The sequence below is a fragment of the Bacillus cereus group sp. BfR-BA-01380 genome, assembly GCF_022663535.1.
In the GTDB taxonomy this organism is placed as follows: domain Bacteria; phylum Bacillota; class Bacilli; order Bacillales; family Bacillaceae_G; genus Bacillus_A; species Bacillus_A cereus_BB.
Genome location: NZ_JAKUFS010000015.1, coordinates 93,661 through 109,538, shown reverse-complemented (window position 1 = coordinate 109,538; position 15,878 = coordinate 93,661). Strand labels below are relative to the sequence as shown.

The window sequence follows — 15,878 nt, the reverse complement described above, 5'->3', positions numbered from 1 at the left end:
GTAACTCGTTTGAGTGCCGGTTTTTTACTGGATAAAATATAAAGACAGAGGATGATCTGTGGATAAGTAAATCGCACTAAACTTATCCACTGTGCATAAGTTTAGTGCGATTTAGGTGAGGACATAATAAAATAAGTTATTATTCTTTTTTACGCAGTTTCGTTATGGTATCCTAATAATTTAGTGAAAGAAAAAATCGTGTTGAAATATATAGAAATAAGCAAGTGAGGTGAAAGAACATGGAATTTGATACAATTGCTGCGATTTCCACAGCTCTTGGGGAAGGTGCAATTGCCATTGTTCGAGTAAGTGGAGATGATGCGGTAGAGAAGGTCAACCGTATTTTTAAAGGGAAAGATTTGACGACAGTTCCATCTCATACAATTCAGTATGGGCATATTGTGGATTTAGATACAAATAAGGTGATTGAAGAAGTTATGGTTTCAATTATGCGGGCACCAAAGACATTTACGCGTGAAGATATTGTTGAGATAAATTGTCATGGTGGCCTTGTTTCTGTAAATAAAGTATTACAGCTTATTTTATCACAAGGTGTTCGCTTGGCAGAGCCTGGAGAATTTACAAAGCGTGCTTTTTTGAATGGGCGTATTGACTTATCGCAAGCGGAAGCGGTTATGGATTTAATTCGTGCTAAAACAGATCGTGCAATGAACGTTGCGATTAATCAAATGGAAGGTCGATTATCGAAATTAATTGGTCGTTTGCGACAAGAAATTTTAGAAACGTTAGCTCATGTAGAAGTGAACATTGATTATCCGGAATACGATGACGTTGAAGAAATGACGCATGGTGTTTTAATTGAGAAGGCAACCTATGTCAAATCAGAAATTGAAAAGTTGCTACAAACTTCAAAGCAAGGGAAGATTTTGCGTGAAGGAATTGCAACGGCTATTATCGGAAGGCCGAATGTTGGAAAGTCATCGCTATTAAATAGTCTTGTACAAGAAAAGAAAGCAATTGTAACAGATATAGCAGGAACGACCCGAGATGTTATTGAAGAATATGTGAACGTGCGCGGTGTACCTCTTAAACTTATTGATACAGCTGGTATTCGTGAGACAGAGGATATCGTAGAACAAATTGGTGTTGAACGTTCAAAAGAGATGATGACTAAAGCAGATTTAGTTCTTCTTGTTGTAAATTATAGCGAAGCGTTAACAAACGAAGATGAAGAGTTATTTCGAGCGGTGCAAGGAAAAGACTTTATTGTCATTGTAAATAAAACAGATTTACCGCAGCAAATTGATATGGAGTATGTTGCAAAATTAGCTGGTTCAGCTCGTGTTATTACAACAGCTTTACTTGAAGAGAAAGGTGTAGATGAGCTAGAACAGGCAATTGCTGATCTCTTCTTTGAAGGAACAATTGAAGCAGCTGATATGACATATGTATCAAATGCTCGTCACATTGGTTTATTAACACAAGCAGAAAAGACGATTGGTGATGCAATCGCGGCTATTCATAGCGGCGTGCCAATTGATATGGTACAGATTGATTTAACAAGAACGTGGGAAATACTCGGTGAAATTACAGGAGACACTGTACACGAAAGTTTAATTGATCAGTTATTCTCTCAATTTTGTTTAGGAAAGTAATTGTAAGGAGGAATAGAAAATGGGATACAACGCTGGTTCTTATGATGTAATTGTAATCGGTGCAGGCCATGCAGGATGTGAAGCCGGTTTGGCTGCAGCTCGTATGGGAGCAAAAACATTAATGTTAACAATTAACTTAGATATGGTTGCGTTTATGCCGTGTAACCCTTCAGTTGGTGGACCTGCAAAGGGAATCGTTGTTCGTGAAATTGATGCGCTTGGCGGCGAAATGGGAAGAAATATTGATAAAACATATATTCAAATGCGTATGTTAAACACAGGAAAAGGTCCAGCAGTACGTGCACTTCGTGCCCAAGCAGATAAATTTGCGTATCAGCATGAATTGAAAAAAACAATTGAAGAAACGCCAAATTTAACATTACGTCAAGCGATGGTTGAACGCTTAATTGTAGAAGATGGTGTATGTAAAGGTGTTGCTACACAAACTGGGGCAGAATATACAACGAAAACGGTTGTTATTACAACAGGTACATTTTTACGCGGTGAAATTATCGTTGGGGATTTAAAATATTCAAGCGGTCCAAATAACCAACAACCATCTGTGAAATTATCAGAGCATCTAGAAGAGCTTGGATTTGAACTAGTTCGTTTTAAAACGGGTACGCCTCCGCGTGTAGATAGTAGTACAATTGATTATAGTAAAACAGAAATTCAGCCAGGTGACGATACACCACGTGCATTCTCTTTTGAAACAACAAAGTTCATCATGGATCAAATTCCATGCTGGTTAACATATACAAGTGAAGAAACGCATCGTTTAATTGATGGAAACTTACATCGTTCTGCTATGTATTCTGGCATGATTAAAGGAACAGGGCCACGATATTGCCCTTCCATTGAAGATAAGGTTGTTCGTTTCCATGATAAGCCGCGTCATCAAATTTTCTTAGAGCCAGAAGGTCGTAATACACAGGAAGTATACGTACAAGGCTTATCGACAAGTTTGCCAGAAGATGTACAACGTGAGATGTTAAAGACTATTCCTGGCCTAGAGAACGTAGAAATGATGCGTACAGGATATGCAATTGAATATGATGCAATTGTACCAACACAGCTGTGGCCAACTCTTGAAACGAAGAAAATACAAAATTTATATACAGCAGGCCAAATTAATGGAACATCTGGTTATGAAGAAGCGGCAGGGCAAGGTTTAATGGCGGGTATTAATGCTGCGTGCCGTTCATTAGGTAAAAAAGAAGTGATTTTAAATCGTTCAGATGCATACATTGGCGTTTTAATCGATGATTTAGTTACAAAAGGTACGAATGAGCCATATCGCCTATTAACATCCCGTGCAGAATATCGATTATTATTACGCCATGACAATGCAGATCTACGTTTAACAGAGATTGGTCATGAAATTGGTTTAATTCCAGAAGAACGTTATGAACGTTTTACAGCAAAGAAAGAGAAAATTGAAAAAGAAAAAGAACGTTTAGCAAGTATTATTATTAAGCCGCGTTCTGAAGTACAAGAGATCATTCGCGGAGCTGGTGGAAGTGAACTAAAGGATGGTATACGTGCGAGTGATTTATTACGCCGTCCAGAAATGACATATGAGCATATTCACCTTCTTGCTCCAAGTGAAGTGGAAGTTAGTGATGAAGTAGCAGAGCAAGTTGAGATTCAGCTTAAATATGAAGGATATATTGAAAAATCCTTACAACAAGTAGAACGTATGAAGCGCATGGAAAGCAAAAAGATTCCGGTTGATATTGATTATGATGCAATTTCTGGAATAGCTTCTGAAGCACGTCAAAAATTAAAAGATGTCCGTCCGCTATCTATGGGGCAAGCATCTCGTATTTCTGGGGTAAATCCAGCTGATATTTCCATCTTACTTGTGTATATAGAACAAGGAAAAATTGCACGAGTATCGAACCAATAAATAGTTAGGAGATATAGCGAGATGAATATAGAACAATTTCAATCTATGCTAGTAGAAAGAGGGATTACTCTTTCTGCTAGGCAGTTAGAACAATTCGAAATCTATTTTGAGACATTAGTTGAATGGAATGAAAAAATGAACTTAACAGCAATTACGGAAAAAGAAGAAGTGTATTTAAAACACTTTTTTGATTCTATTACAGCTGCTTTCTATCATGACTTTTCAAAGCCATTTTCTATTTGTGATGTGGGTGCAGGAGCGGGATTCCCTAGCATTCCATTAAAAATATGTTTTCCAAATTTAAAAGTTACAATTGTCGATTCCTTGCAAAAGCGCATTACGTTTTTAAATCATTTAGCAACAAAATTAGAATTACAAGACGTAGCATTTTGTCATGATCGTGCTGAAACATTTGGACAAAAAGAAGAAGTACGTGAATCTTTTGATATTGTAATGGCACGCGCTGTTGCTCGCCTTTCTGTCTTAAGTGAATTGTGTTTACCACTTGTGAAAGTAGGGGGAACATTTATTGCAATGAAAGGTGCAGCTGCAAATGAAGAAATTGAAAATGGTAAATATGCTCTGCAAGTGCTTGGTGGTGAATTGAAGGATATGTCTACGTTTAAATTACCATTCGAGGAAAGTGAACGTAACATTTTATTGATTGAGAAAAAGAGAAAAACGCCAAAGAAATATCCTCGTAAGCCAGGAACACCGAATAAATTACCTATTGAAAAATAAATCTTATTAGACGTAAGATTAAATTGTATAAAATAAAGTTGTTATTAGTAATTTTGTTTACCATTACTGATAGTTAGTTGAACGAATCAGGCTTTTACAGGCAGTTATCCACCACCTATCTTTTTAGATTCTTTACAATATTGAGGCGTGGGCTTACTGCCCGTTAGAGCGAAAGAAATAAAGTGAAACTTTGATTAGTGGAAAGGCTTTATCTCTCTACTAATCATTAGTTGAACGAATTGGGCTTTTGCGGACAGTTTCTCTCTACCTACCTTCTTTGTGTATGGAAAAATTTTGAGATGGGGATATGACTGCACGTTAATGCGGGATAAAAGCGTAAATGTTTCACATGGAACATTTTTGTATAGAGTATTCAATAGGATTCAAGGTGGTGGAATATGTATGAAAAACACATTTTCTCGTTTATTTGGCTTTGGAGATAAAGAGGCTGAATTAGCGCTACAAGAAGAAAGCCGTGAAGAAATCAAACAAATTGCGTTAGTAAATATCATTCCAAATCGCTATCAGCCACGTACAATTTTTGATGATGCTCGTATTGAAGAGCTTGCTCTTACAATTCATACACATGGATTAATTCAACCAATTGTTGTTCGACGGTATGGAGAGGATAAATATGAGATTATCGCTGGTGAAAGACGTTTTCGAGCTGCTACAAAATTAGGTTGGGAAACTGTTCCGGCTATTATAAAAAATTTGAATGATACTGAGACTGCTTCTGTTGCTTTAATTGAAAACTTGCAACGAGAAGAACTTACAGCAATCGAAGAAGCTATTGCTTATCAAAAGTTAATTGAATTACATAATTTAACGCAAGAAGCATTAGCACAGCGATTAGGTAAAGGGCAATCTACAATTGCGAACAAGTTGAGATTATTAAAGTTACCCGAAGAGATTAAACAAGCATTATTAGAGAAGAGTATTACAGAACGTCATGCTCGTGCTCTTATTCCACTTAAAAATGAAGAGCTTCAATTAAAGGTTTTACAAGAAATCGTTGAAAAGCAATTGAATGTAAAACAAACAGAAGATAGAATTGCTCAATTGTTAGAAGAAACGAAACCGAAACGAAAAGCAAAACAAAAAGCGGTAAGCCGCGATATGCGTATTGCGATGAATACCATTCGTCAATCTTTACAAATGGTTGCGAATAGTGGCCTAAATGTGGATTCAGAAGAAGAAGAATTTGACGAATACTATCAAATTACAATTAAAATTCCAAAAAAGAAGTAAGAAAATAGAAAGACCTCAAACCGTCGGTAGGGGTCTTTTTGTTTTGTCACGCATTTCCCCCACTGATGGAAGTTTCACTTTATAAGTACTATATTTTCTTTTAAAATTAAGAAGGAGTTTGTAAATAAATTTTGAAGTTTAATATACAGAAGCAAAAGAAGCGTGATTGTTTCATGCTAAAATGAAAATAATCATTAGTAGAATAAGATATAAAGGTTGAAAGTAGGTGACATCGTGGGGAAAATCATTGCCATTGCTAATCAAAAAGGTGGGGTTGGAAAGACAACAACATCGGTAAATTTAGGAGCTGGATTGGCACAAGTAGGAAAAAAAGTACTTCTTGTTGATATTGATGCACAAGGGAATGCAACGACAGGAGTCGGAATTGAAAAGTCAGATTTAAATGAATGTATCTATAATGTGCTTGTAGAAGACATGGATGTTCGTGTTGTTATACAGCGAACAACGACTGAAAATTTAGATGTACTCCCTGCTACCATTCAATTAGCAGGAGCCGAGATAGAACTTGTACCGACAATTTCCCGGGAAGTTCGCTTGCAGCGTGCGCTGCAGCCAATTCGTGATGAATATGATTATATTATTATTGATTGTCCCCCATCTTTAGGTTTATTAACTATTAATGCATTAACTGCTGCAGATTCTGTTATTATTCCTGTTCAATGTGAGTATTATGCCCTAGAAGGATTAAGTCAATTATTAAATACAGTTCGCCTTGTACAAAAGCATTTAAATAAAAATTTAGCAATTCAAGGTGTTTTACTAACAATGCTAGACGCTCGTACAAATTTAGGATTACAAGTGATTGATGAAGTGAAGAAATACTTCCGAGATAAAGTATATAGATCCATTATTCCGCGTAATGTACGTTTAAGTGAAGCACCGAGTCATGGAAAACCAATTATGATGTATGATGCTAAGTCAAGGGGGGCAGAAGTGTATTTAGATTTAGCGAAGGAAGTGATTGCAGGTGGCTAAAGGACTAGGAAGAGGAATTAATGCGTTTTTTCCAGATTTAGATGTGAAAGAGGGAGAAACAATTCAAGAATTGCAAGTAAATCAATTACGTCCTAACCCATATCAGCCGCGTAAATATTTTCATAGTGAAGCAATTCAAGAATTAGCGTTATCTATTAAAGAACATGGGATTTTACAACCTCTTATTGTTCGAAAAAGTATTAAAGGATATGAAATCGTTGCAGGAGAACGGAGATTTCGTGCTGCGAAAGAAGCAAAGCTTAACACAGTTCCTGCCGTTGTTCGAGAGTTAAATGATCAACAAATGATGGAGTTTGCGCTACTAGAGAATTTGCAACGTGAAGATTTAACGCCCATTGAAGAAGCATTAGCTTACCAAATGCTCATGGAAGAGCTTAAGGTAACACAAGAACAGTTAGCAAAACGGCTTGGAAAAAGTAGACCACATATTGCGAATCACATTCGTTTACTTTCTCTCCCATCTTTTGTACAAGAAATGATTGTAAATGGAAGCATTTCTATGGGACATGGACGAACACTACTTGCATTAAAAGATAAAACAAAAATCAATAGTTTATTACAACGAATTAAAGAAGAAGGATTAAATGTCCGTCAGTTGGAACAAATTATTCAACAGATGAATGAATATGTTTCACGTGAAACAAAGAAGCAAAAACCACAAAAAAACATCTTTTTCGAGGAACAAGAAACGGTGTTACGAGAACGATTTGGAACGTCTGTGAAAATTAAAGAAACGAAACAAGAAAAAGGAAAAATTGAAATTCAATTTTTCAATAAAGATGATTTGCAACGCATTTTAGAGATTTTAGCGGGAGAATGATGAAAAATAAACCATCTTCAGTTATAGATGGTTTATTTTTTTCATTACAGCAATTTTTTTATCAGTTTCAATAATACTTTCTGCAATGCCAGTAGCCATTTTCATAACAAGATTAAGTCTTGTATTTTGTAGTACAAAAAACTCCATAAATCCATTTAAATTTACAATACCATGAATATGCATATCACCAATTGCAGGAAGTTTTTTATTCATAGCTGCCCCAGGTTTACTAGGCCCTTTTCCAACTGTAATTGAGCCAATATTTTGTGATTTCCCTAGACAGGCATCAATTGCAATGATAAAGGGATCCATAAATGATTTGTGTATTTCTGTAATTGTTTCTTCCAGGTTTAAAGCATGGACGGGCGATTCTAGTGTTCCGTATAAATGGAAATTTTGAATGTTGTGATCTTGTAGTTTTGAACCAACAAGGGGTCCTAAGGCATCGCCAGTTGAGCGATCTGTTCCGATACAAAGTATAATAAGTGGAGAGTTTTGTTCGATTGGGAGATGAGAAAGTAGAAAACTACTAATGGTTTGATTGCAATTTACATCATGATACATAACCTGTTGTGAATCTTTTTCGAAAAAAGGTAAACGAAAACTTCCGATATTCACGAAGCATCCATCCTTTAATAGAATTTAGTGTATTTCATATAAAGTGAAACTTCCATCAGTGGGAGGCTTCATCCCTCACTGATGGTTAGTTGAACCAATCGGACTCTTACTGCCCTAAAGTAGCGGGATAAACTTAATTTTTGCATATTAAATATTTCTCTTAATATAAGCACTATTTTGCTTTTAGTTTAGGGGAAACTTTATTTTATGTTAGGTAATAATTAGAATGTGTTTCTAGTATTCCTGCTATGTAGCTGTCGCTTTCTTATAGGATAAGAGTGTTTCAAAAGATGTGATATGGACAGAAGAGGAGGCACTCTTGTATTTAGAGATTTATAAAGTATAAAAAAGGATGAAGCGTATCATGTAGTCTGTAGAATACTAGTACTAGTATATAAAAAAATGTGTTATTTTATACCTCATGGAATGTGAAAATAAAAGTGTATGAAAGAACTTTTTTCGTAAAATATAGGAGAAATTCTGTTACAATGAATAATGAATATAAGATAGAAAGGTAGGTCGCGATGAAAGGACTTCACGACTTATATACAGACTTTATAAATTGGTTATTAAATGTAGGATTATGGGCGAATATCGGTCTCGGTTTACTGAAAATCATACTTATTTTGCTTATTTCGAGTGTAGTTATTCGACTTGGCAGAGTGATTATTCGTAATGCTTTCAAAATAAAGGCCAAATCACCAATTCAAATTTCTGAAAGACGAACGTTGACAGTAGCGAAATTATTAGAAAACATTTTAACATATGTCATCTTTTTCATTGTAATAATTGCGCTTTTAGGTGTATTTGGAATTGATACAAAAGGATTATTAGCCGGTGCAGGGGTTGTTGGTTTGGCGGTTGGTTTTGGTGCACAAAACTTAGTCAAAGACGTTATTACTGGATTCTTTATCTTATTAGAGGATCAATTTTCAGTAGGGGACTATGTACGCTTAGGTCAATTTGAAGGAGTTATTCAAGAAATTGGCTTACGCACAACAAAAATGAAGAAATGGACAGGAGAAATTCATATTATTCCAAATGGAAGTATTAAGGAAGTAACAAATTTCTCTGTTAGTAATAGTGTTGCCTTTGTAGATGTATCTATTTCATATGAAAGTGACATTGAACATGCAGAACAAGTTCTTGAAAAGTTGTTAGATGAATTACCAACAAGGTATGAGCAAATGGTTGCTCGTCCGCAATTATTAGGGGTACAGAGTTTAGCGGCATCAGAGGTTGTTTTGAGGGTTACGGCTGAAGTAGAACCAATGCAACATTTTGCAGTAGCTAGGGCTCTGCGTAAAGAAATTAAAAATCGTCTAGATTTACACGGGATTGAAATTCCATATCCGCGTATGGTTCTATACAATCGTGAAGAGTTGATGAATGAAACAGTAAATTAGCAGTGAGAGGAGTTTAGAGAATGGAGCAAAAACAATATAACTTGCATGACATAGTGGAAATGAAGAAAGCTCATCCGTGTGGGGAAAATCGTTGGAAGATTATCCGTATGGGAATGGACATCCGTATTAAGTGCGAGGGGTGTAACCATTCGGTATTAATTCCTCGAAGAGAATTTGACCATAAGGTGAAGAAAGTACTTGTAAAGCATGAAGAATAGATGAAATAGGAAACAGCGGCATTGGTGCTGCTGTTTTTTATTTAGCTATTAACGGACAGTAAGATTCTCGCTTCAAATTTGTAAGGAATTCGCGGAAGATAGGGAAGGGAAATTGTCCGTAAAAGACTATTTGTTCCACTTGATAAATTTGGATGAAGGTTGTCATTTTATTCGTTACTATCTATAATGATGGAAGATTGAATCATAGGAGTGAATTATATGGGATTAACGGCTGGTATCGTTGGATTACCGAACGTAGGTAAGTCGACACTATTTAATGCAATTACACAAGCAGGTGCAGAATCTGCGAACTACCCATTCTGTACAATAGATCCAAACGTTGGAATCGTAGAAGTTCCAGATCAACGTTTAAATAAATTAACTGAGCTTGTAGTACCGAAGAAAACAGTGCCAACTGTCTTTGAATTTACAGATATCGCAGGTATTGTAAAAGGTGCGAGTAAAGGTGAAGGGTTAGGAAATAAATTCTTATCTCATATTCGTCAAGTAGATGCTATTTGCCAAGTAGTTCGTTGTTTTGAAGATGAAAATATTACGCACGTAGCAGGAAAAGTAGATCCAATTGCAGATATTGAAACAATTAACTTAGAGCTTATTTTAGCGGATTTAGAATCTGTTGATAAGCGTCTTGAACGCGTTACAAAATTAGCGAAACAAAAAGACAAAGATGCTGTAGTTGAACATGAAATTTTAGTTCGCTTAAAAGAAGCATTTGAAGAAGGAAAGCCGGCTCGTACAGTTGAATTTACTGAAGAGCAAATGAAAGTGGTAAAAGGTCTTCATTTATTAACAATCAAAGAAATGCTATATGTAGCAAACGTTAGTGAAGACGATGTAATGGATCCGTCTGAAAATGAATATGTACAAATTGTAAAAGAGTTTGCTGAAAAAGAAAATTCACAAGTAATTATTGTTTGTGCAAAAATTGAATCAGAAATTTCTGAGTTAGACGAGGAAGAGAAAAAAGCCTTCCTTGAAGAGCTAGGTATTGAAGAATCTGGTCTTGATCAACTAATTCGCGCAGCATATGATTTATTAGGATTGGCTACTTATTTTACAGCTGGTGTACAAGAAGTTCGTGCTTGGACATTTAAAACGGGAATGAAAGCACCGCAATGCGCCGGAATCATTCATACAGATTTTGAACGTGGATTTATTCGTGCAGAAACAGTATCTTATGACGATTTAATGGAACATGGTTCGATGACAGCGGCTAAAGAAGCTGGAAAAGTACGTTTAGAGGGAAAAGAATACATTATGAAAGACGGAGATGTTGTACACTTCCGCTTTAATGTATAATCTTTTATTTCCTAGGAAAAAATAAAGTATCTAACTTGGCAAATTCATTGGATTTGCCAAGTTTTTTATGTTTTCGTGAGTTGATTCCTCTAACTTACTATGATATAATCTAAACTCGTGAGTAATTACTATAAATTAATTGCTCCTTGCCCAATTTGGGCCGTTTAGACCAAAAGGAGGTGAAAGTGTAATGAAAAAGTACGAAATCATGTACATCGTTCGTCCAAACATGGAAGAAGAAGCTCAAAAAGCTTTAGTTGAGCGTTTTGCAGGCGTTTTAACTGACAATGGTGCAGAAATCATTAACACAAAAGAGTGGGGTAAGCGTCGTTTAGCTTACGAAATCAACGACTTACGTGACGGTTTCTACATGATCTTAAACGTAAATTCTAACCCAGAAGCGGTTAAAGAATTCGATCGTTTAGCTAAGATCAACGAAGATATCATTCGTCACATCGTTGTTAAAGAAGAAGAATAATCATTAAGATATATAGGGAGAGTGGTTCGATTGATGAATCGCGTTTTACTCGTTGGTCGTTTAACTAAAGACCCTGATTTACGTTACACGCCAAACGGTGTTGCAGTAGCTACTTTTTCATTAGCTGTAAATCGCACATATACAAATCAGCAAGGTGAGCGTGAAGCTGACTTTATTAACTGTGTTATATGGCGTAAACAAGCAGAAAACGTAGCAAACTTCTTGAAAAAAGGTAGTTTAGCAGGCGTGGATGGTCGTCTTCAAACTCGTAATTACGAGGGACAAGATGGAAAACGTGTATATGTAACAGAAGTGGTTGCAGAGAACGTACAATTTTTAGAGCCGCGCAGTAGCGCTGGTGAGCAACGCGGTTCATTTAATCCGCAACCATCGGGAGCAGGATTCGGAAATCAAGGCTCTCAAAACCCATTTGGTCAATCTGGTAATAATGGCAATAATGCCGGATTTACTAGAAATGACGATCCATTTGCAAATGTAGGTCAACCGATTGATATTTCAGACGATGACTTACCATTCTAATGGTATAGACCGGATATTTTAATACGGAATGGAGGGAAATGAACATGGCAGGAGGACGCAAAGGTGGACGTGCGAAACGTCGTAAGGTGTGTTTCTTCACATCTAACGGTATCACTCGCATCGACTATAAAGATGTTGATTTACTAAAACGCTTTGTTTCTGAGCGTGGTAAAATTTTACCACGTCGTGTAACAGGTACTAGCGCAAAATACCAACGCAAATTAACAGTTGCAATTAAACGTGCTCGTCAAATGGCACTTTTACCATATGTTGGTGAATAATAACGTATGAAATGCACAGTAGAGTATTACTCTACTGTGCATTTTGCTATTCTCTTCTTTTCGCTAATCATGATAGAAGTTTTACTTTATAGAAAGAGGGTGTGAAAAATGAAGCGCACACGACTCATTACAGAAGGAGCGGTTTTACTTGCTTTATATGCTATCTTGCTTCTGGCTTCTCTGTATATGCCTGTTTTAGGGGCTGTATTTACATTTACATTGCCGTTGCCATTTCTTATTTTTACGATAAGATACCAGTTAAGTAGTGCTTGTATGTTATTAGGAGCGGCAATTCTTGTAACACTTATCGTTAGTTCACCTCTTAGTATTGCAAATACACTTATGTTCGGAATAACAGGTGTTATATTAGGACATATGTATAAAAAGAAAAAAAGTGTTATTGAAATTTTATTGGTAGGGACACTCGTATATCTTGTGAGTTTTGTATTGCTGTATGTTGTCGGCGTGAAATTTTTTAACTTAGATATTATTAAACAAATGGAAGATATGTTTAAACAATCACTGGAACAAAGCGAGCAATTTATGAAAATGACTGGTGCATCTGTAAATGAAGAGCAACTAGCTGAATTGAAAAAAGTAGGGAATATGCTTCGCTTGCTTGCACCATCTTTACTTGCTATGGGGTCATTTTTTTATGCTTGGGTTACGATTTTAATTGCTAATCGTGTCTTAAAACGATTAAAGTACACGGCGGCATCTTGGCCGAAATTTCGTGATATACAAATTCCTAAGAGTATCGTTTGGTTATATGTCGCTGTTATTTTATTCTCTTCTTTTACAAAAGTAGAAGCAGGGTCATATATAGAAATGCTGTTTCTAAATCTATCGACAATTTTTACTTTATTACTGTTGTTTCAAGGTTTTTCGTTCCTTGCTTTTTTTACACATGCAAAAGGATATACTAAAGCTGTTCCAATCTTAACTTTTGTTATAGGTTTGTTTGTATCAGTTCTGTTTCCTCTTATGACAATCTTAGGTATAATTGATTTAGGCTTTTCGTTACGATCGAAAGTACAGGTAAAATAAGTATTTGAAATAAAGTGCTTTTGTAAGCATTTTTTGTAACGAACCATAGAAATCGAAGCTTTTATCCGAAACGGTCATACTCTGTAAGTGAGGGATAAGTATAGCTGACTCGACTAAATATCAGTAGAGGATAAAGACTTAACTGATAGAAGTTTCACTTTATAGGAGTTGTATATATGCCTGAATTTTATAAGAAACAGCGGTTTCTATATCCTGTTTATGTATTGGCGTTTTTAGCACTTTTACTCATTACCATTCTCGTTTATTTTCATTGGATGACGGGTATGATTTCCTTTGTTGTTTTTTGTATCGTCTTATTTTTCGTTATAAAATTTGAACTTGCATTTCAAAAAAGCGTTGAAAAGTATACAAATGATACGATTACAAGAGTGAAAAAGGTAAGTAATGAGGCTTTCAATCAAATGCCGATAGGAATTTTACTATATAATAAGGATTATGGAATCGACTGGGCAAATCCATATCTATCTTCTTGTTTAGGGCAACATGCGTTAGCTGGATGGCACTTGTATGATCTATCAGAAACCTTACTTTTATTTACAAAAGGGGAAACAGCTAATGATGTTGTGTCTTTAAACAATCGGAAATTTCGTGTGTTTGCAAGGAAAGAAGAGAAGTTAATTTATTTCTTTGATGTGACAGAGCAAACAGAAATTGAGAAAATGTATGAAGACCAAAGAACGGTACTTGCTGTTATCTATTTAGATAACTATGATGAAGTAACACAAGGATTAGATGATCAATTGCGTACCAATATTACAAGTCACGTTACATCTTTACTAAATGAATGGGCTGTGAAGCATGGGGCGTATTTGAAACGTGCTTCGTCTGAACGATACTTCGTTGTGTTAAATGAAAGTATTTTAACGCAAATGGAGAAAGGGAAATTTGATATTTTAGATCAAGTGCGTGAAGAAACGTCTAAACGAAATATTCCTCTTACTCTTAGTATTGGTGTTGGTTCTGGTGATTTGTCACTTGTAGAGCTTGGATCTATGGCACAATCTGGTCTCGATTTAGCACTTGGCCGGGGTGGAGATCAAGTGGCTATTAAACAAGCAACAGGGAAAGTAAAATTTTATGGTGGGAAAACGAATCCGGTAGAGAAACGGACTCGTGTACGTGCACGTGTTATTTCTCATGCTTTAAAAGATCTCGTGTTAGAAAGTAGCAATATCATTATTATGGGGCATCGGGCACCGGATATGGACGCAATCGGAGCTGCAATTGGGATTTTAAAAGTAACGCAGCTTAATGAGCGAGAAGGATATATCGTATTAGATGAAAATGATTCTGATAAAGGAATCAAGCGTTTAATGGACGAAATTAAGCAGCACGAGGAATTATGGTCGCGCTTTATTACACCGCAGCAGGCTCTTGAATTTGCGAATGATGATTCGCTTCTTGTCGTAGTAGATACGCATAAACCATCTATGGTTATGGAAAAAAAGTTGCTTGATAAGATTGAAAATGTTGTGGTAATTGATCATCATCGCCGAGGTGAGGACTTCATTGAAGATCCGTTGCTTGTTTATATGGAGCCATATGCATCATCTACAGCAGAACTTGTAACAGAGCTGTTGGAGTATCAGCCTAAGCGTTTGAAAATGAGTATGCTAGAGGCAACAGCTTTATTGGCAGGTATTATAGTGGATACGAAGAGTTTTACATTCCGCACTGGAGCACGTACATTTGATGCAGCCTCATATCTTCGTTCTCATGGCGCAGATACTATATTGGTACAAAAGTTATTAAAAGAAGATATGGACCATTATTTACAAATTGCAAAAACAATTCGAAATGCGTACATTTATAAAAATGGGATTGCAATTGCAAAGGTAGATGGTGATGGATTTTATGATCAAGTATTAATTGCCCAATCGGCTGATACATTACTCACAATGACAGGAGTGGTTGCTTCCTTCGTAATTGCACAGCGCAGTGAAAGTGTGATTGGGATTAGTGGGCGTTCTTTAGGGGAAGTAAATGTACAGCTTGTTATGGAAAATTTAGGCGGGGGCGGTCATTTAACAAATGCTGCAACGCAAATACAAGACATATCAATTGATGAAGCAGAAGCAAACTTACAATCTGTTATAAATGAGTATTTAGAGGGAGGAATACAATCATGAAAGTAATCTTTTTAAAAGACGTAAAAGGTAAAGGGAAAAAAGGGGAAGTAAAAAACGTACCAGACGGTTATGCGAATAACTTTTTATTAAAACAAGGACTTGCAATTGAAGCAACAAATGCAAATGTGAAAACATTAGATGCGAAAAAGCGTAAAGAAGAAAAAGATGCAGAATTAGAGATTCAAAAATGCAAGGAATTAAAAGAAACGCTAGAAAAGTTAACAGTAGAATTAAAAGCAAAATCAGGTGAAGGTGGCCGCTTATTTGGTTCTATTACAAGTAAACAAATTGTAGACGGCTTACAAAAAACTCATAATATTAAACTTGATAAACGCAAATTTGAAATGGACGATGCAATTCGTGCATTAGGATATACGAACGTTACTGTGAAATTACATCCGCAAGTAACAGCAACAGTAAAAGTGCATGTTACTGAACAATAAATAAAAGATTGAAGAGGAGGATT

The 15,878-nt window shown here is 36.0% G+C and carries 16 protein-coding genes; 15 read left to right on the top strand and 1 reads right to left on the bottom strand.

Features of this window, described 5'->3' with window-relative positions; translation table 11 throughout:
* Positions 1–239: 239 nt before the first annotated feature.
* The 6 genes from mnmE (at position 240) to MR076_RS15200 (ending at position 7,354) form a co-directional block, all read left to right on the top strand.
* Positions 240–1,616 carry a tRNA uridine-5-carboxymethylaminomethyl(34) synthesis GTPase MnmE gene (gene mnmE, locus MR076_RS15225; protein ID WP_242221999.1) on the top strand — a complete coding sequence of 459 codons (1,377 nt, stop codon included), beginning with the start codon at positions 240–242 and terminating at the stop codon, positions 1,614–1,616.
* Positions 1,617–1,635: 19 nt separating this feature from the next.
* A complete protein-coding gene (mnmG, locus tag MR076_RS15220) occupies positions 1,636–3,525 on the top strand; it encodes a tRNA uridine-5-carboxymethylaminomethyl(34) synthesis enzyme MnmG (RefSeq protein ID WP_242221997.1) in 1,890 nt (629 codons plus the stop codon).
* Between the two features lie 21 nt (positions 3,526–3,546).
* Positions 3,547–4,266, top strand: coding sequence for a 16S rRNA (guanine(527)-N(7))-methyltransferase RsmG (gene rsmG, locus MR076_RS15215; protein WP_242221994.1), 720 nt, complete (start codon positions 3,547–3,549; stop codon positions 4,264–4,266).
* Positions 4,267–4,668: 402 nt separating this feature from the next.
* Positions 4,669–5,517 carry a nucleoid occlusion protein gene (gene noc, locus MR076_RS15210; protein ID WP_242221993.1) on the top strand — a complete coding sequence of 283 codons (849 nt, stop codon included), beginning with the start codon at positions 4,669–4,671 and terminating at the stop codon, positions 5,515–5,517.
* Between the two features lie 234 nt (positions 5,518–5,751).
* A complete protein-coding gene (gene soj / locus MR076_RS15205) occupies positions 5,752–6,513 on the top strand; it encodes a sporulation initiation inhibitor protein Soj (RefSeq protein WP_242221990.1) in 762 nt (253 codons plus the stop codon).
* Positions 6,506–7,354, top strand: a complete 849-nt coding sequence (locus MR076_RS15200; protein ID WP_242221988.1) for a ParB/RepB/Spo0J family partition protein — start codon at positions 6,506–6,508, stop codon at positions 7,352–7,354. The genes soj and MR076_RS15200 overlap by 8 nt, the downstream gene beginning before the upstream one ends.
* A 21-nt stretch (positions 7,355–7,375) precedes the next feature.
* On the opposite strand, the gene yyaC is transcribed toward MR076_RS15200, so the two are convergent.
* Entirely contained in the window at positions 7,376–7,972 is a 597-nt protein-coding gene (gene yyaC, locus MR076_RS15195; RefSeq protein ID WP_242221986.1) for a spore protease YyaC, read from the bottom strand.
* Between the two features lie 524 nt (positions 7,973–8,496).
* Between yyaC and MR076_RS15190 the strand changes: the two genes are divergently transcribed.
* The 9 genes from MR076_RS15190 to rplI all read left to right on the top strand — a co-directional run bounded on the left by MR076_RS15190 (position 8,497) and on the right by rplI (position 15,855).
* Entirely contained in the window at positions 8,497–9,378 is an 882-nt protein-coding gene (locus MR076_RS15190; RefSeq protein ID WP_242221984.1) for a mechanosensitive ion channel family protein, read from the top strand.
* Between the two features lie 20 nt (positions 9,379–9,398).
* On the top strand, positions 9,399–9,596 hold the full coding sequence (locus MR076_RS15185) for a DUF951 domain-containing protein (protein WP_242221981.1): 198 nt from the start codon (positions 9,399–9,401) through the stop codon (positions 9,594–9,596).
* Positions 9,597–9,815: 219 nt separating this feature from the next.
* Positions 9,816–10,916 carry a redox-regulated ATPase YchF gene (gene ychF / locus MR076_RS15180; protein ID WP_242221979.1) on the top strand — a complete coding sequence of 367 codons (1,101 nt, stop codon included), beginning with the start codon at positions 9,816–9,818 and terminating at the stop codon, positions 10,914–10,916.
* Positions 10,917–11,106: 190 nt separating this feature from the next.
* On the top strand, positions 11,107–11,394 hold the full coding sequence (gene rpsF, locus MR076_RS15175; protein WP_242221977.1) for a 30S ribosomal protein S6: 288 nt from the start codon (positions 11,107–11,109) through the stop codon (positions 11,392–11,394).
* A gap of 30 nt (positions 11,395–11,424) precedes the next feature.
* A complete protein-coding gene (gene ssb / locus MR076_RS15170; RefSeq protein WP_035433797.1) occupies positions 11,425–11,934 on the top strand; it encodes a single-stranded DNA-binding protein in 510 nt (169 codons plus the stop codon).
* 44 nt (positions 11,935–11,978) lie between these two features.
* On the top strand, positions 11,979–12,215 hold the full coding sequence (rpsR, locus tag MR076_RS15165) for a 30S ribosomal protein S18 (RefSeq protein ID WP_020059677.1): 237 nt from the start codon (positions 11,979–11,981) through the stop codon (positions 12,213–12,215).
* 108 nt (positions 12,216–12,323) lie between these two features.
* On the top strand, positions 12,324–13,262 hold the full coding sequence (locus MR076_RS15160) for a YybS family protein (RefSeq protein WP_242221976.1): 939 nt from the start codon (positions 12,324–12,326) through the stop codon (positions 13,260–13,262).
* 176 nt (positions 13,263–13,438) lie between these two features.
* Positions 13,439–15,412: a DHH family phosphoesterase gene (locus MR076_RS15155; protein ID WP_242221974.1), complete on the top strand. Its 1,974-nt coding sequence runs from the start codon at positions 13,439–13,441 to the stop codon at positions 15,410–15,412.
* The gene (gene rplI / locus MR076_RS15150) at positions 15,409–15,855 is read left to right on the top strand and encodes a 50S ribosomal protein L9 (protein ID WP_242221972.1); all 447 of its coding nucleotides are present in this window, start codon (positions 15,409–15,411) and stop codon (positions 15,853–15,855) included. Before MR076_RS15155 ends, rplI begins: the two co-directional genes overlap by 4 nt.
* Positions 15,856–15,878: the final 23 nt, after the last annotated feature.

Excerpts from the sequence above, each read along its gene's own strand:
- MR076_RS15160 (WP_242221976.1), top strand. The coding sequence starts at position 12,324 with ATGAAGCGCACACGACTCATTACAGAAGGAGCGGTTTTACTTGCTTTA.
- rplI (WP_242221972.1), top strand. The coding sequence starts at position 15,409 with ATGAAAGTAATCTTTTTAAAAGACGTAAAAGGTAAAGGGAAAAAAGGG.
- rsmG (WP_242221994.1), top strand. The coding sequence starts at position 3,547 with ATGAATATAGAACAATTTCAATCTATGCTAGTAGAAAGAGGGATTACT.
- rpsF (WP_242221977.1), top strand. The coding sequence starts at position 11,107 with ATGAAAAAGTACGAAATCATGTACATCGTTCGTCCAAACATGGAAGAA.
- MR076_RS15185 (WP_242221981.1), top strand. The coding sequence starts at position 9,399 with ATGGAGCAAAAACAATATAACTTGCATGACATAGTGGAAATGAAGAAA.
- mnmE (WP_242221999.1), top strand. The coding sequence starts at position 240 with ATGGAATTTGATACAATTGCTGCGATTTCCACAGCTCTTGGGGAAGGT.
- rpsR (WP_020059677.1), top strand. The coding sequence starts at position 11,979 with ATGGCAGGAGGACGCAAAGGTGGACGTGCGAAACGTCGTAAGGTGTGT.
- noc (WP_242221993.1), top strand. The coding sequence starts at position 4,669 with ATGAAAAACACATTTTCTCGTTTATTTGGCTTTGGAGATAAAGAGGCT.
- MR076_RS15155 (WP_242221974.1), top strand. The coding sequence starts at position 13,439 with ATGCCTGAATTTTATAAGAAACAGCGGTTTCTATATCCTGTTTATGTA.
- MR076_RS15190 (WP_242221984.1), top strand. The coding sequence starts at position 8,497 with ATGAAAGGACTTCACGACTTATATACAGACTTTATAAATTGGTTATTA.
- mnmG (WP_242221997.1), top strand. The coding sequence starts at position 1,636 with ATGGGATACAACGCTGGTTCTTATGATGTAATTGTAATCGGTGCAGGC.
- ychF (WP_242221979.1), top strand. The coding sequence starts at position 9,816 with ATGGGATTAACGGCTGGTATCGTTGGATTACCGAACGTAGGTAAGTCG.